The sequence below is a fragment of the Streptomyces sp. NBC_00358 genome (genome assembly GCF_036099295.1).
GTDB lineage: Bacteria > Actinomycetota > Actinomycetes > Streptomycetales > Streptomycetaceae > Streptomyces.
Genome location: NZ_CP107976.1, coordinates 6606927 through 6623101 on the forward strand (window position 1 = coordinate 6606927; position 16175 = coordinate 6623101).

General features: G+C 68.3%; 9 protein-coding genes. 7 read left to right on the forward strand and 2 right to left on the reverse strand.

Features of this window, described 5'->3' with window-relative positions; genetic code table 11:
• Positions 1 to 248 precede the first annotated feature (248 nt).
• The 4 genes from OHT01_RS28125 to OHT01_RS28140 all read left to right on the forward strand — a co-directional run bounded on the left by OHT01_RS28125 (position 249) and on the right by OHT01_RS28140 (position 5513).
• On the forward strand, positions 249 to 1526 hold the full coding sequence (locus OHT01_RS28125) for an extracellular solute-binding protein (protein WP_328555897.1): 1278 nt from the start codon (positions 249 to 251) through the stop codon (positions 1524 to 1526).
• 131 nt (positions 1527 to 1657) lie between these two features.
• Positions 1658 to 2662 (forward strand): carbohydrate ABC transporter permease, encoded by a 1005-nt coding sequence (locus tag OHT01_RS28130; RefSeq protein ID WP_328555898.1) that lies wholly within the window; start codon positions 1658 to 1660, stop codon positions 2660 to 2662.
• A gap of 13 nt (positions 2663 to 2675) precedes the next feature.
• A complete protein-coding gene (locus tag OHT01_RS28135; protein ID WP_328555899.1) occupies positions 2676 to 3584 on the forward strand; it encodes a sugar ABC transporter permease in 909 nt (302 codons plus the stop codon).
• Between the two features lie 249 nt (positions 3585 to 3833).
• Positions 3834 to 5513: a glycoside hydrolase family 13 protein gene (locus tag OHT01_RS28140; protein WP_328555900.1), complete on the forward strand. Its 1680-nt coding sequence runs from the start codon at positions 3834 to 3836 to the stop codon at positions 5511 to 5513.
• Positions 5514 to 5702: 189 nt separating this feature from the next.
• Here the strand turns inward: OHT01_RS28140 and OHT01_RS28145 are convergent, their stop codons facing one another.
• Positions 5703 to 7754, reverse strand: coding sequence for a carbohydrate-binding module family 20 domain-containing protein (locus OHT01_RS28145; RefSeq protein ID WP_328555901.1), 2052 nt, complete (start codon positions 7752 to 7754; stop codon positions 5703 to 5705).
• 198 nt (positions 7755 to 7952) lie between these two features.
• On the opposite strand from OHT01_RS28145, the gene OHT01_RS28150 reads away from it, so the two are divergent.
• The 3 genes from OHT01_RS28150 to OHT01_RS28160 all read left to right on the forward strand — a co-directional run bounded on the left by OHT01_RS28150 (position 7953) and on the right by OHT01_RS28160 (position 15390).
• A complete protein-coding gene (locus tag OHT01_RS28150; RefSeq protein WP_328555902.1) occupies positions 7953 to 9335 on the forward strand; it encodes an alpha-amylase in 1383 nt (460 codons plus the stop codon).
• A gap of 144 nt (positions 9336 to 9479) precedes the next feature.
• Positions 9480 to 14879 (forward strand): pullulanase-type alpha-1,6-glucosidase, encoded by a 5400-nt coding sequence (pulA, locus tag OHT01_RS28155; RefSeq protein WP_443043554.1) that lies wholly within the window; start codon positions 9480 to 9482, stop codon positions 14877 to 14879.
• A 154-nt stretch (positions 14880 to 15033) separates the two neighbouring features.
• Entirely contained in the window at positions 15034 to 15390 is a 357-nt protein-coding gene (locus OHT01_RS28160) for a 5-carboxymethyl-2-hydroxymuconate Delta-isomerase (RefSeq protein WP_328555904.1), read from the forward strand.
• 76 nt (positions 15391 to 15466) lie between these two features.
• On the opposite strand, the gene OHT01_RS28165 is transcribed toward OHT01_RS28160, so the two are convergent.
• On the reverse strand, positions 15467 to 16168 hold the full coding sequence (locus OHT01_RS28165; protein WP_328555905.1) for a TetR/AcrR family transcriptional regulator: 702 nt from the start codon (positions 16166 to 16168) through the stop codon (positions 15467 to 15469).
• Positions 16169 to 16175 lie beyond the last annotated feature (7 nt).

Here is a 16175-nt window from a genome sequence, read left to right on the forward strand (position 1 = left end):
CTTGCACAGAGGTCCGGATGTCTGCTGATCGGCCTGGTAACCGGGTTTCGGGACGGCTGCCGCGAGGTCACGGGGGCGTAACTGTCGCCAGTTCTTGCACTTTTTTGCTGCAAGGTCTTTCGCGCCGCTTACAACGCTGTTACGTTCACGTCGCCCGGCGGACGCAACGGCGCAGTCGGCAAGTCGGCAGGGGAATCGGGCGGGACCGATTCTCCGCCCACTCGGGCTTTCACCCTCAAGGAGAACTCATGCGGCGTGGCATAGCGGCCAGTGCGCTGGTGGCGTCTTTCGCCCTCGCGGCGACGGCCTGCGGCGGCAGCGGCAGTGACAGCAGCGACAAGGCCAGTGGGCCCGTCACCATCACGTGGTGGGACACGTCCAACGCCACCAATGAGGCGCCGACGTACCAGGCCTTGGTCAAGCAGTTCGAGGCCGCCAACAAGAACATCAAGGTCAAGTACGTCAACGTGCCCTTCGACCAGGCGCAGAACAAGTTCGACACGGCCGCCGGTGCCTCCGGCGCCCCGGACATCCTGCGCTCCGAGGTCGGCTGGACCCCCGCCTTCGCCAAGAAGGGCTACTTCCTGCCCCTGGACGGCACCGCCGCCCTCGCGGACCAGGCCAAGTTCAAGCCCAACCTGATCGAGCAGGCCAAGTACGACGGCAAGACGTACGGTGTGCCGCTCGTCACGGACACCCTGGCGCTCGTCTACAACAAGGCGCTGTTCCAGAAGGCCGGCATCACCGAGGCGCCCAAGACCTGGAGCGACCTGAAGAAGGACGCGGCCACCATCAAGGGCAAGACCGGCGTCGACGGCTACTGGGGCTCCACCCAGGCCTACTACGCGCAGAACTTCCTCTACGGCGAGGGCACCGACACCGTCGACGCCGCCGCCAAGAAGATCACGGTCAACTCTCCCGCCGCGAAGAAGGCGTACGGCACCTGGCTGGGCCTGTTCGCCGGCAAGGGCCTGCACAAGGCGGACACCACCGCCGACGCCTACGCCCACATCCAGGACGCGTTCGTCAACGGCAAGGTCGCCGCGATCGTCCAGGGTCCCTGGGAGATCACGAACTTCTACAAGGGTTCGGCGTTCTCGGACAAGGCGAACCTCGGTATCGCCACCGTCCCGGCCGGCTCCACCGGCAAGGCGGGCGCCCCGACCGGCGGTCACAACCTCTCGGTCTACGCCGGCTCGGACAAGGCCCACCAGGCCGCGTCGCTGAAGTTCGTCAACTTCATGACCTCGGCGAAGTCCCAGGCCACCATCGCGCTGAAGAACTCCACGCTGCCGACGCGTGACGACGCCTACACCGACGCCGTCAAGGCCGACCCGGGCATCGCCGGCTACGGCACGGTCCTCTCCGCCGCCCAGCCGCGCCCGGCACTGCCCGAGTACAGCTCGCTGTGGGGCCCGCTGGACACCGAGCTGCCCAAGATCGCTGGTGGCAAGGAGTCCCTGGACAAGGGTCTGAGCAACGTCGAGCTGGCCATCGCCAAGCTGGTGCCGGACTTCAGCAAGTGAGCCCGTGTGGCCGCCGGATCCTTCCCCGGCCCGACTTCGGTCGGGCCGGGGGGACCCCCGACAGGGGAAACGGAACCGGCGGCCACCGGCTGTGTGCGCCCAACTCCTGATCTTGCAGAAGGTGTCGAACCATGACAGTCGCCATCGACCGCGCGACCGGCAAGCGCCGCGGTGACCGAGCACCGCGTCCCGGCCGGATGCAGCGTCTCAAGCACTCGTACCAGAAGTACTGGTACGCGTACGCGATGATCGCCCCGGTCGTCGTCGTACTCGGCGGATTGGTGCTCTATCCGCTGGTTCGGGGCCTCTATCTGACGCTCACGGACGCCAACAGCCTCAACTCGGCCCGCACGATCGGCGTCAACCACATCGACGCCACCTACAAGTTCATCGGCCTGGACAACTACAAGGACATCCTGTGGGGTCCGACGTCGTACGACCGCTTCTGGTCGCACTTCATCTGGACCATCGCCTGGACCGTCATCTGTGTCGCCCTGCACTACTGCATCGGCCTGGGTCTCGCGCTGCTGCTCAACCAGAAGCTGTGCGGCCGTACGTTCTACCGGCTGATCCTGGTGCTGCCCTGGGCCGTGCCGACCTTCGTGACCGTCTTCGGCTGGCGCTTCATGCTCGCGGACGGCGGGATCATCGACTCCATGCTCCACGCGGTGCACCTGCCGGCCCCGGCGTGGCTGGAGGACACCTTCTGGCAGCGCTTCGCCGCCATCATGGTCAACACCTGGTGCGGTGTGCCGTTCATGATGGTCTCGCTGCTCGGGGGACTCCAGTCCATCGACGGCACGCTGTACGAGGCCGCCGAGATGGACGGCGCGAACGCCTGGCAGCAGTTCCGCTACGTGACCCTCCCGGGCCTGCGTTCGGTCAGCTCCACCGTCGTGCTCCTCGGCATCATCTGGACCTTCAACCAGTTCGCCGTGATCTTCCTGCTGTTCGGCAACACCGCGCCGGACGCGCAGATCCTCGTCACCTGGGCCTACTACCTCGGCTTCGGACAGCAGCCGCGTGACTTCGCCCAGTCGGCGGCCTACGGCATGCTGCTGCTGGCCATCCTGATCGTCTTCACCTCCTTCTACCGCCGCTGGCTGAACCGCAATGACCAGCAGCTCGCGATCTGAGGCAGGAGTCTCCATGAGCACCACCACACTTCAGACGCCTCCGGCCGAGCAGGCTCCCGGTAACGACGAGCCGCCCCGCCCGGCGCGCAAGCGCGGCCGGCGCGGCCTCGCAGGCAGCCTCGCCTCGCACGGCATCCTGACCTTCGCGAGCCTGGTCGCGCTGTTCCCGATCGCCTGGCTCGTCTTCCTGTCCCTGGGACCGGGCGAGGACGACTACCTGCACCCCGGACGCATCTGGCACACGATGACGTTCGGCAACTACTCCTTCGTGCTCCAGCACACGAACTTCTTCGAGTGGATGAAGAGTTCGCTCATCGTGTCGCTCGGCACCACGGTCATCGGCGTGATGGTCGCCGCCACCACCGGCTACGCGGTCTCACGCATGCGCTTCCCCGGCTACAAGAAGTTCATGTGGGTCCTGCTGGTCACCCAGATGTTCCCGATCGCCGTGCTGATCGTGCCGATGTACCAGATCCTCTCGGACCTCCAGCTCATCGACTCGTACTTCGGCCTGATCCTCGTCTACTGCTCGACGGCGGTGCCCTACAGCGCCTGGCTGCTCAAGGGCTACTTCGACACCATCCCGTTCGAGATCGACGAGGCCGGCCGCGTCGACGGACTGAGCCCCTTCGGCACCTTCTTCCGGCTGATCCTGCCGCTCGCCAAGCCGGGCCTCGCGGTGGCCGCCTTCTACAACTTCATCACCGCGTTCGGTGAGGTCGCCTTCGCCTCGACGTTCATGCTGGACGACTCGAAGTACACCTTCGCCGTCGGACTCCAGAGCTTCGTCAGCGAGCACGACGCGCAGCGCAACCTCATGGCGGCCACCGCCGTGCTGGTCGCGATACCCGTCTCCCTCTTCTTCTACCTGGTGCAGAAGAACCTGGTGACCGGACTCACCGCGGGCGGCACGAAGGGCTGATCCGTAAGGACGCCCCCAGAACGCCCGAAGACTCCCGCGCGCTCCAAGCGCGCGGGTGGCGGCTGCGGTGCCCATCCGACCCCGCCGGTACCGCGGCCGCCTCATTCCTCTGCCCCGACACCCCTCGCCCCGAAGCCTCTCGCCCCGTGCTCCCGGCCTCGCGTGAGCAGGGGTCTGCCCCCACAGCCGAATTCCTCCCCACGCCCGACCGCGCTCGGACACGGGGACCCTCATCGCATCAAGGACGCCATGAGCCAGCACTCCGCCGACCAGGCCCCGAACTCCGTTCTCGCCACCGTCGCCGCGCATCGCGACTGGTGGCGCGACGCGGTGATCTACCAGGTCTATCCGCGCAGCTTCGCCGACAGCAACGGCGACGGCATGGGCGACCTGGAGGGCGTACGTTCCCGACTCCCGTACCTGCGCGACCTCGGCGTCGACGCCGTGTGGCTCAGCCCCTTCTACGCCTCGCCGCAGGCCGACGCCGGCTACGACGTGGCGGACTACCGGGCCGTCGACCCGATGTTCGGCAACCTGCTGGACGCCGACGCGCTGATCCGCGACGCCCACGGCCTGGGCCTGCGGATCATCGTCGACCTCGTGCCCAACCACTCCTCGGACCAGCACGAGTGGTTCAAGCGCGCGCTGCGCGAGGGCCCCGGCTCCTCACTGCGCGACCGCTACCACTTCAAGCCGGGCAAGGGCGAGAACGGCGAACTGCCGCCCAACGACTGGGAGTCCATCTTCGGCGGCCCGGCCTGGACCCGGGTCACCGAGCCGGACGGCACCGCGGGCGAGTGGTACCTGCACCTCTTCGCGCCCGAGCAGCCCGACTTCAACTGGGAACACCCGGCCGTGGGTGACGAGTTCCGCTCGATCCTGCGGTTCTGGCTGGACATGGGCGTCGACGGCTTCCGTATCGACGTCGCGCACGGCATGGTCAAGGCGGAGGGTCTGCCCGACCTCGGCGACCACGACCAGCTGAAACTGCTGGGCAACGATGTCATGCCGTTCTTCGACCAGGACGGCGTGCACGACATCTACCGGCAGTGGCGCACGATCCTCGACGAGTACTCGGGCGAGCGTATCTTCGTCGCCGAGGCGTGGACGCCCACGATCGAGCGCACCGCCAACTACGTGCGCCCCGACGAGCTGCACCAGGCCTTCAACTTCCAGTACCTGGGCACCCATTGGGACGCGGCGGAGCTGCGCTCCGTGATCGACCGCACGCTCGACGCGATGCGCCCGGTCGGCGCCCCCTCCACCTGGGTGCTGTCCAACCACGATGTGACCCGGCACGCCACCCGGTTCGCCAACGAGGCCGGCCTCGGCACCCAGATCCGCACCGCGGGCGACCGGGAGCTCGGTCTGCGCCGGGCCCGCGCGGCGAGCCTGCTGATGCTGGCCCTGCCCGGCTCCGCCTACGTCTACCAGGGCGAGGAGCTCGGCCTGCCCGACGTCGTCGACCTGCCGGACGAGGCGCGCCAGGACCCCGCCTTCTTCCGGGGCGCGGGACAGGACGGCTTCCGTGACGGCTGCCGGGTGCCGATCCCGTGGACCCGCGCCGGCTCGTCGTACGGCTTCGGCGACGGCGGAAGCTGGCTGCCGCAGCCCGCCGAGTGGGCCGAGCTGAGTGTCGAGGCCCAGACCGGCGTGGCGGGTTCCACCCTGGAGCTGTACCGCGACGCGCTCGCCGTCCGGCGCGAGCGCGCCGACCTCGGCGCGGGCGACACCGTCACCTGGCTGACGGCCCCGGAGGGCGTTCTCGCCTTCCGGCGCGGCGAGTTCGTCTGCACCGCGAACACCGGGAGCGAGGCCGTGACCGTCCCCGCCCACGGCCGGGTGCTCGTCGCCAGCGGCGAGGTGACCCTGTCGCAGGACGGCGAGGCGAAGCTGCCCGCCGACACGACCGTGTGGTGGGCGGTCTGACCCACACGTGAGCGGTGCTCCGGTCCTGACCACCGGAGCACCGCTCGCCTGCCGGGCGTCCCGGCCTTGGCGTGAGTGGTGCTCCGGTCCTGACCGCCGGAGCACCCTTCACCTGTTGGCCGGCCCGACCCGTGCGAGAGCGGTGCTCCGGGACCTGACGGCCGGAGCACCGCTTCCGTGTGCGGCCCCTTACTTCCAGGTGTCGCCGACCGAGTACGCGGCGCCCGAGCCGGTGGTGTAGGCCCGGTTGTCCCCGGACTCCCAGGTCACCGCGCCCGAGGCGTCCTTCTTGATGTACTTGTACGTGAACGACGTCGACTTGGGCACGATCACCGGCCGGCCCCAGTACGGGTACGACGCCGAGGACAGCGGGATCGCGTCGGCGGTGTTCCAGGAGCCGAGCGAGGGGACCGACCCGACGACGTACACGTTGGTGCCGTAGACGGTGGTCGCGGTCACTCCGAAGGTCAGGTCCGTCGCGTCGGCGTCGGCCACGTTCCAGGAGTTGTCGGCCGCGACGGCCGCCGTGCCGGTGGTGAGGGTCCGGTTGGCGTTGGACTCCCAGGTGACGTTCCCCGAGGAGTCCTTCTTGATGTACTTGTACGTGATCGTGCTGTTCGCCGGCACCGGGACGTCCGTCTTCCAGACCGGATAGCCGGACGAGGACAGCTTCACCGCGCTCGCCGTGTTCCAGCCGCCCAGCGCGGCCACCGAACCGACCACGTACACGTTCGTTCCGGAGCCGGTCGACGCGTACTCGCCGAACGTGGCCGTGACCGTGCCCGGATCGGTGCCGCCACCGCCGCCGCCACCGCAGTCGACGGTGCAGACGTAGGCCGGGTCGTAGAACGCGACGGCGCCCTTGGCGGGCACGGTCAGTGAGGCCTTGCCGCCGGTGACCGTGACCGAGGTGGCACCGCCGTCGATCACGTTCGGGTAGGTGCCGTCGGCGAGACCGGTCGTGTACGTGTACGTGTTGGCGCCCGAGCTGTTGTTGATGGCCACGAACCCGGCGCCGCCCCGGCCGAAGCCGATCACATTGGACGCGGGGGACTGCCAGTTGGCCACGGAGTACCCGGCGGCCGCGTTGTGCCAGCCGATCATGCCGGAGACCGCGGTGTCGCGGTCCAGGCAGTACCAGCCGGAGGCGCAGTCGGTGTCGGTGACGAAGCCGCCGCCCGAGTTCGGCGGGGCCTGGTCGCTCTGGCTGAAGGTCCAGCCGGCGTAGACGGACGGCCTGCCGTAACCGCGCGCCAGCTGGAAGACGTTGGCGAGCACGGCGGTGGCGCCGTCCTTGTAGCTGAGGGAGTAGCCGTTGCGCTCGGTGTCGTGGTTGGTGACGAAGGTGTTGGAGTTCGCCTCGGCGGCCAGTCCCCAACTGCTCCCGAAGCTCGACAGGTTGGTGATGTCGCCCTGGAACTGGGCCTTGATCTGCGAGGCGAAGGTGAAGTCGAGGACGTCACCGGTGCCGTAGTACTCGTCGGTCGAGGGCGGGGTGCCGGGGTAGACCTCTTGGGTGATGTACGGCGCCGAGCCCGAGGTCGTGGTGTGCAGTCCGGCGACGATGGCGCTCAGGTCGGCGGCCTCGATGTGCTTGGCCGCGTCGATCCGGAAGCCGTCGACGCCCAGGTCGATCTGCTGGTTCAGAAATCCGGTGATCTTCGTGCGGACGCCGCTCTCGGCGGTGTCCAGGTCGGGCAGGCCGAGCAGTTCGCAGTGCTGGACCTGGTAGCGGTTGGTCCAGTCGGTGATCGTCGTGGTGCAGTCGTCGCTGTCGGCCGGGTCGTAGTCCGGGGTGTCGTACTTGTTGGTGATGACCGTTCCGTTGTAGCCGGTGCCGGTCTGCGCGGCGGTGTGGTTGATCACCGCGTCGGTGTAGACCTTGATGCCGGCCGCGTGACACGTGTCGACCATGGCCTTGAAGCCCGCCGCCGTGCCGAAGCGGCTGTTCAGGTTGTAGGAGTAGGGCTGATAGACGTCCCACCAGTAGTAGTTGGACTGCTTCAGCGACTCGGCGGGCGGGGCCACCTGGACCGCTCCGTACCCGGCCGGGTCGAGGACGTTCGTACACTCGGACGCGACCGACTTCCAGTTCCATTCCCACAGGTTGGCGATCACATCGCCGTTGGCTACACCGGTGTCCGCCGCCGCTGCCTGCTGGGCGGGCAGCGCGGCCAGTCCGCCGAGCGCCAGCGCGACGGTCACCAGCAGTCGGGAAACCCTTCTTCGTCGTAAAGCCATCGGGGGTTCGGCTCCTCTCCGGATCCGGTCGGCACGTCCGCGGGGCGCGGCGAGCCGACCCGTGTGGAGCGTGGGACCCCTGAAGGGGGCGCGTCAATAAGGGAGTTGGAAGTTCTTTCGACATCTTGCTGAAACTTGATTGCAAGCGGTACGTTCCGATCCCCCCACCCGCACGACGAAGTGCAGGAGTACCCACACATGGCAAGGAAAACGCTTGCCGCCTCGTTCGCCCTCGTGGCGGGCCTGGCGGTCTCGGTGACCGTTCCCCCCGGCTCGGCGGCGGCCTCGCCGCCCGGCACCAAGGACGTCACCGCCGTCCTGTTCGAGTGGAAATTCGACTCGGTCGCCAAGGAATGCACCAGCACGCTGGGCCCCGCCGGATACGGCTACGTCCAGGTGTCCCCGCCCGCCGAGCACATACAGGGCTCGCAGTGGTGGACCTCGTACCAGCCCGTGAGCTACAAGATCGCCGGCCGGCTCGGCGACGCCACCTCCTTCAAGAACATGGTCAGCACCTGTCACGCGGCCGGTGTGAAGGTCGTGACGGACACCGTCATCAACCACATGTCCGCCGGATCCGGCACCGGCACCGGCGGCTCTTCGTACACGAAGTACAACTACCCGGGCCTCTACTCGTCCGCCGACATGGACGACTGCACGGCCACCATCAGCGACTACACCAACCGCGCCAACGTCCAGAACTGCGAACTCGTCGGTCTCGCCGACCTGGACACCGGTGAGGAGTACGTCCGGGCGACCATCGCCGGCTACATGAACACCCTCCTCGGCTACGGCGTCGACGGGTTCCGCATCGACGCCGCCAAGCACATCCCTGCGGCCGACCTGGCCAACATCAAGTCCCGGCTGAGCAATCCGTCCGTCTACTGGAAGCAGGAGGTCATCTACGGCTCGGGCGAGGCCGTCCAGCCCACCGAGTACACCGGCAACGGCGACGTCCAGGAGTTCCGCTATGCCTACGACCTCAAGCGGGTCTTCAACAACGAGAACCTCGCCTACCTGAAGAACTACGGCGAGGGCTGGGGCTACATGAGCAGCTCGGTCGCGGCCGTCTTCGTCGACAACCACGACACCGAGCGCAACGGCTCGACGCTCAACTACAAGGACGGGGCGAACTACACGCTCGCCAACGTCTTCATGCTCGCGTACCCCTACGGCGCCCCCGACATCAACTCCGGCTACGAGTGGTCCGACGCGGACGCCGGACCGCCCAACGGCGGTACCGTCAATGCCTGTTGGCAGGACGGGTGGAAGTGCCAGCACGCCTGGCCGGAGATCAAGTCGATGGTCGCCTTCCGCAACGCCACCCGCGGGCAGGCCCTCAGCAACTGGTGGGACAACGGCGGTGACGCCATCGCCTTCGGCCGTGGCAGCCAGGGCTTCGTGGCCATCAACCACGAGACGTCCTCGCTGAGCCGGACGTATAGCACCTCGCTCGCCGCGGGGACCTACTGCAACGTCCAGAACAACACCAGTGTCACGGTGAACAGTTCAGGCCAGTTCACGGCGACGCTGGGTGCCAACACGGCCCTTGCCATCTACGCGGGCAAGTCCAGCTGCTGAAAAGTCTTTCCGCACGTTGCAAGACTCTTGCTGTAAACCTTGCGTGAGCGATACGGTCACGCGGGCGTTCGGCATCGTGGCCGAAACGCTGCGCGGGGTCGGACCCGAGTACGCCGTAATCGCTAGGAGTTCACAGCTGTGGACCTGATACCGAGAGGGGCGGCGAGCCGCATCGGCCGCCCCAGGCTGCGCGCAGCCGTCCTCGCCGCCGCACTGGCCGTATCGCTTGCGCAACCCATCGCGGCGCGGGCCCAGACCCCGCCCGCACCGCCGTCGGACGCGAAGCTCGCCGCCGAGCCGACGCGGCACGACTCCACCCGTGACCAGTTCTACTTCGTGATGCCGGACCGCTTCGCCAACGGCGACACGTCCAACGACGAGGGCGGACTGACCGGTTCCCGCCTGTCGACCGGCTACGACCCCACCGACAAGGGCTTCTACCAGGGCGGTGACCTCAAGGGCCTGACGAAGCGGCTCGACTACATCAAGGGCCTCGGCACCACCGCCATCTGGATGGCGCCGATCTTCAAGAACCAGCCGGTCCAGGGCACCGGCAAGGACGCCTCGGCCGGCTACCACGGCTACTGGATCACGGACTTCACCAAGGTCGACCCGCACTTCGGCACCAACAAGGACCTGTCGACCCTGATCTCCAAGGCCCACGCCAAGGGCATGAAGGTCTTCTTCGACGTCATCACCAACCACACGGCCGATGTCGTCGACTACAAGGAGCAGTCCTACAACTACCTCTCCAAGGGCGCCTTCCCGTATCTCACCAAGGACGGGAAGCCGTTCGACGACGCGGACTACGCCGACGGCAGCCGCTCGTTCCCCTCCGTGGGCACCGGCTCCTTCCCCCGGACGCCGACGGTTCCCGCCGCGAAGAAGAACGTGAAGGTCCCGTCGTGGCTCAACGACACGACGATGTACTCCAACCGCGGAGACTCCACCTACGCCGGTGAGTCCACCACGTACGGCGACTTCTCCGGCCTCGACGACCTGTGGACCGAGCGTCCCGAGGTCGTCAGCGGCATGGAGAAGATCTACGAGCGGTGGGTGAAGGACTTCGGCATCGACGGCTTCCGGATCGACACCGTGAAGCACGTGAACATGGAGTTCTGGACGCAGTGGGCGACCGCCCTCGACGCGTACGCCGCCAAGCACGGGCGCAGGAACTTCTTCATGTTCGGCGAGGTCTACTCCGCCGACACGTCGATCACCTCGCCGTACGTCACGCAGGGCCGCCTCGACGCCACCCTCGACTTCCCCTTCCAGGACGCGGCCCGCACGTACGCCTCGCAGGGCGGCAGCGCGCAGAAGCTCGCGTCCCTGTTCGCGGACGACTACAAGTACACGACCGACAAGGCCAACGCCTACGAGCAGGTCACCTTCCTCGGCAACCACGACATGGGCCGCATCGGGTACTTCCTGAACCAGGACAACCCCAAGGCGACCGACGCCCAGTTGCTGAAGAAGGACAAGCTGGCCAACGAGCTGATGTTCCTCAGCCGCGGCAACCCCGTCGTCTACTACGGCGACGAGCAGGGCTTCACCGGTTCCGGCGGTGACAAGGACGCCCGCCAGACGATGTTCGCCTCCAAGGTCGCCGACTACCTCGACGACGACGAGATCGGCACCGACCGGACGCACGCCAGCGACGCGTACGACACGAGCGCACCGCTCTACGACGAGATCAGCGCTCTCTCCAAGCTGCGCAAGGAGAACCCGGCCCTCGCCGACGGAGTCCAGACCGAGCGGTACGCCGCGGACGGCGCCGGTGTGTACGCCTTCTCCCGCACGGACGCGAAGACCGGCACCGAGTACGTCGTCGCCCTGAACAACGCCGACGAGGCGAAGTCGGCCACGTTCGCGACGGGTTCGGCGGACATGGACTTCCGCGCCGTATACGGAACGTCCGCCTCGGTGAAGAGCGACGCGGACAAGAAGGTCACCGTCACCGTCCCGGCCGGTTCGGCGATCGTCCTCAAGGCCGCGGGCCGGCTCGCCGCCCCCGCGACCAAGCCGACGCTGACGCTGAAGGCCCCCGCCGCGGGCGCCACCGGCACCGTCGAGCTGTCGGCGGACGTCACCGGCGGACAGCTCGACCGGGTCGTCTTCGCCGCCCAGACCGGCAACGGCACCTGGCACACCCTCGGCTCCGCCGACCACGCCCCGTACAAGGTCACCCAGGCCATCGGCAAGGACGTACCGGCCGGAACCGCCCTGCGCTACAAGGCCGTCGTCATCGACTCGGCCGGTCACACGGCGAGCGCGACGGCGGAGTCCACCACCGGCACCGTCCCCGCCGCGGAGATCCCGGCCGCCTCCTCCCGCGACTACGCGGTCGTCCACTACAAGCGGACCGACGGCGACTACACCGACTGGCGCCTGTACGCCTGGGGCGACATCGCCGACGGCGAGTCCACCACCTGGCCGGCCGGACACGACTTCGTCGGCCGGGACGCCTACGGCGCCTTCGCCTACGTGAAGCTGAAGCCCGGAGCCTCCAGCGTGGGCTTCCTGGTCATCGACAAGGACGGCAACAAGGACGTCGCGAGCGACCGCACGATCGACGTCACGAAGACCGGCGAGGTCTGGGTCGAGCAGGGCAAGGACACCGTCCTCACCGAGCAGCCCGACCTGCCCGCCCAGGACAAGACCAAGGCCGTCGTCCACTACCACCGTGCCGACGGCGACTACGCCGGCTGGGGTCTGCACGTGTGGACCGGGGCCGCGACGCCCACGGACTGGACGAAGCCCCTGGAGCCGGTGCGGACCGACGCCTACGGCGCCGTCTACGAGGTGCCGCTCGCCGAGGGCGCGACCAGCCTCAGCTACATCCTCCACAAGGGCGACGACAAGGACCTGCCCACCGACCAGTCGCTGGACCTCACGGCGAACGGCCACGAGGTGTGGCTGCTGAACGGCCAGGAGAAGTACCTGTTGCCGCAGCCCGCGGGCAGCGCGGCCGCGCTCGACCTGACCACCTCCAAGGCGGTCTGGATCGACCGGGACACGGTCGCCTGGAACGGCTCCGACGCCGCCGTGTCCACCCAGCTCCTCTCCTCCCACGACGGCTCCATCGCCGTCAAGGACGGCGGCCTCACCAGCGACGACGAGCGCTGGCTGCGGCTGGAGAAGACCACCCTCACCGACGCCCAGAAGGCGAAGTTCCCCTACCTGAAGACGTACACCGCCTGGTCCGTCGACCCGCGCGACCGCGCCCGGGTGCGCTCGGCACTCGGCGGCCAGCTCGTCGCCTCGCAACGTGCCGCGAACGGCGCCGTGCTCGCGGCGACCGGCGTGCAGATCGCCGGCGTCCTCGACGACCTGTACCCCGCGACGAAGGCGCACCTCGGGCCGGTCTTCCACCACGGCGTTCCCACCCTGTCCGTGTGGGCCCCGACCGCCCAGTCGGTGCACCTCGACCTCGACGGCTCCACCGTCGCCATGCGGCGCGACGACGCCACCGGCGTCTGGTCCGTGACCGGCAAGAAGTCCTGGACGAACAAGCCCTACCGCTACGTCGTCAAGGTGTGGGCGCCGACCGTCCGGAAGATCGTCACCAACAAGGTGACCGACCCGTACTCGGTGGCCCTGACCGCGAACTCGGAGCGCAGCCTGGTCGTCGACCTGGATGCCAAGTCCCTCGCCCCGTCCGGCTGGTCCTCGCTCAAGAAGCCCGAGGCCGTACCGCTGCGGGACGCGCAGATCCAGGAACTGCACATCCGGGACTTCTCGGTGGCGGACAAGACCGTCCCCGCGAAGGACCAGGGCACCTACCTCGCCTTCACCGACAAGAACAGCGACGGCTCGAAGCACCTGAGGAAGCTGGCCGCGTCCGGCACCTCGTACGTGCACCTGCTGCCCGCGTTCGACATCGCCACCATCCCCGAGAAGAAGGCCGACCAGCAGCGCACCGACTGCGATCTCGCCTCCTACGCCGCCGACTCCCAGAAGCAGCAGGAGTGCGTGGCGAAGACCGCCGCCAAGGACGCCTACAACTGGGGCTACGACCCGTACCACTACACGGTTCCCGAGGGCTCCTACGCCACCGACCCCGACGGCACCGGGCGCACGGTCGAGTTCCGCAAGATGGTCAAGTCCCTGAACCAGGACGGCCTTCGCGTCGTCATGGACGTGGTCTACAACCACACCGCCGCGAGCGGCCAGGCCGACACCAGCGTCCTCGACAAGGTCGTCCCCGGCTACTACCAGCGGCTGCTCGCCGACGGCAGCGTGGCCAACTCCACCTGCTGCTCCAACACGGCCACCGAGAACGCCATGATGGGCAAGCTGGTGGTGGACTCGATCGTCACCTGGGCCAAGGAGTACAAGGTCGACGGCTTCCGCTTCGACCTCATGGGGCACCAGCCCAAGGCCAACATCCTCGCGGTCAGGAAGGCCCTCGACGGGCTCACCCCCGCGAAGGACGGCGTCGACGGCAAGAAGATCATCCTGTACGGCGAGGGCTGGAACTTCGGCGAGGTCGCCGACGACGCCCGGTTCGTCCAGGCCACCCAGAAGAACATGGCCGGGACGGGGATCGCGACCTTCTCCGACCGATCCCGCGACGCCGTCCGCGGCGGCAGCCCCTTCGACTCCGACCCCGGCGTCCAGGGCTTCGCCTCGGGCCTGTACACCGACCCCAACTCCTCGACCGCCAACGGCACTCCGGCCGAGCAGAAGGCCCGGCTGCTGCACTACCAGGACCTCATCGAGGTCGGCCTGAGCGGCAACCTGGCCGCGTTCCACTTCACCGACTCCGCCGGCAAGGAGGTCAAGGGCTCCGAGGTCGACTACAACGGCCAGCCCGCCGGCTACGCGGCCGCGCCGGGTGACGCGCTCGCGTACGCCGACGCGCACGACAACGAGTCCCTGTACGACGCGCTGACGTACAAGCTGCCCGCGACGACGAGCGCCGCCGACCGGGCCCGGATGCAGGTCCTGGCGATGGCGACGGCCACCCTCTCGCAGGGTCCGTCCCTCTCCCAGGCCGGCTCCGACCTGCTGCGCTCCAAGTCCCTCGACCGCAACTCCTTCGACAGCGGTGACTGGTTCAACGCCATCCACTGGAACTGCCAGGACGGGAACGGATTCGGGCGCGGGCTGCCCATGGCCGCCGACAACACCTCCAAGTGGCCTTACGCCACACCGCTGCTGACCTCGGTCAAGGTGGGCTGCAACCAGATCGACGGCACCTCGGCCGCCTTCCAGGACCTCCAGCGGATCCGTACGAGCGAGAAGGTCTTCTCGCTCTCCACGGCTGGGCAGGTGCAGTCGAAGCTCTCCTTCCCGCTGTCGGGGAAGGAGGAGACCCCCGGGGTGATCACCCTGCGTCTCGGTGATCTCGTGATCGTCTTCAACGCGACCCCCGAGAAGCAGGAGCAGACCGTCGGTTCCCTGGCCGGGACCGCCTACAAGCTGCACCCGGTGCAGGCGAAGGGCTCGGACTCCGTCGTCAAGTCCTCCTCCTACGCGAAGGGGACGGGCTCGTTCACCGTTCCGGCCCGCACGGTGGCGGTGTTCACCCGGACCCCGTGACAGTGGGCCGGTAGTACCAGGGCGGGACCGGAGACCGGGAGCGACAGCCGGTCCCCGGTCCCGCCCTCACCGGTGTCCGGGCGCAGGGCAGGGGTCCGGGCGGCCGCGGCTGCGGTTAGGGTGATCACGATCGTCCCCGGAACAGGGAGTACCCATGCCGCAGATCACCGTCGACTACTCCGCACCGCTCGAAGACGCCTTCGACCGGCAGGGGTTCGCCCTGGCCCTGCACGCGGAGGTGGTCGGGACGGCCGCCGCGAGGATCGGCGCGTGCAAGACGCAGTTCCGCCGGACCGAGGACACCGTCGTCGGCGCGGACACAGCCGGACACGCCGTCGTCCATGTCACCCTCGGCCTGCTCGCCGGGCGGACCGAGGCGGTCAAGGTGAAGCTGACCGAGGCCGTACTCGAGCTGCTGAAGACCCATGTGAAGCAGGCCGAAGGGCTGGAGCTGCACGCCTCGGCCGAGGTGCGCGACCTCGACCCGTCGTACCGCAAGTTCGAGGCGTAGTCCCAAGGCTCCGGTCCGGGTCCGGGGCGCGCCCGGCCGGGCGCGCGGCAGAACCCCACGCCCGTTCCTGCGACGCCTACGACGTGGGCGGTGAGGCGAGCGCGAGCAGCCGGACGACGAGATCGGTGAACGGACCGTCGCCCGGCTCGTCGCTGAGGCCCTTGCGCAGCAGCTCGGCGACCTCCGGGTCGTAGGCGGCGCTCACCGCCGCCAGGGCCGCGAAGTCGTGCACGAGCTGCACCTCCAGCTCACCGCGCGGAATCCGCCGCCCGTCGAGCCAGATCAGCGCGGTCGACTCGACGAGCGAGATCCAGGAACGGATCACCAGCTCCAGCCGGGCGGGCGGGTTCTCGACGTCCAGATGCGACACGATCTGGAGGTACGCCGCCTGCCGTACGGCGTCGACGAGCGCGTTGGTGGTCGACGAGCCGACGGCGGGGCCGCCCCGCATCAACGCGGCGAAACCGGGCCCGTGGTCGTCCACGAAATCGAAGAAGCGGCGCATCACCCGCAGCAGCCGAGCTCCCAGCGGCCCCTCGCGGGACTCCACGAACCGGCCCGCGAGATCGTCGGCGGCCCGCTGCAACGCGGCTTCGTACAGGCTGAGTTTGCCGGGGAAGTAGTGGTAGACGAGCGGTCGCGAGATACCCGCGGCCGAGGCTATCTCGTCGATGGAGACCTCGTCGGGCGAGCGTCGGCTGAACAGGTCGAGGGCGACGCCGATCAACTGCTGCCGTCGCTCCTCGACGCCCATCCTGCGGCGTACCCCGGTTGTCATGCGAACA

What these genes read in the sequence shown, in the direction of transcription:
- OHT01_RS28125 (WP_328555897.1), top strand. Translation starts at nt 249, where the DNA reads ATGCGGCGTGGCATAGCGGCCAGTGCGCTGGTGGCGTCTTTCGCCCTC.
- OHT01_RS28130 (WP_328555898.1), top strand. Translation starts at nt 1,658, where the DNA reads ATGACAGTCGCCATCGACCGCGCGACCGGCAAGCGCCGCGGTGACCGA.
- OHT01_RS28135 (WP_328555899.1), top strand. Translation starts at nt 2,676, where the DNA reads ATGAGCACCACCACACTTCAGACGCCTCCGGCCGAGCAGGCTCCCGGT.
- OHT01_RS28140 (WP_328555900.1), top strand. Translation starts at nt 3,834, where the DNA reads ATGAGCCAGCACTCCGCCGACCAGGCCCCGAACTCCGTTCTCGCCACC.
- OHT01_RS28145 (WP_328555901.1), bottom strand. Translation starts at nt 7,754, where the DNA reads ATGGCTTTACGACGAAGAAGGGTTTCCCGACTGCTGGTGACCGTCGCG.
- OHT01_RS28150 (WP_328555902.1), top strand. Translation starts at nt 7,953, where the DNA reads ATGGCAAGGAAAACGCTTGCCGCCTCGTTCGCCCTCGTGGCGGGCCTG.
- OHT01_RS28160 (WP_328555904.1), top strand. Translation starts at nt 15,034, where the DNA reads ATGCCGCAGATCACCGTCGACTACTCCGCACCGCTCGAAGACGCCTTC.
- OHT01_RS28165 (WP_328555905.1), bottom strand. Translation starts at nt 16,168, where the DNA reads ATGACAACCGGGGTACGCCGCAGGATGGGCGTCGAGGAGCGACGGCAG.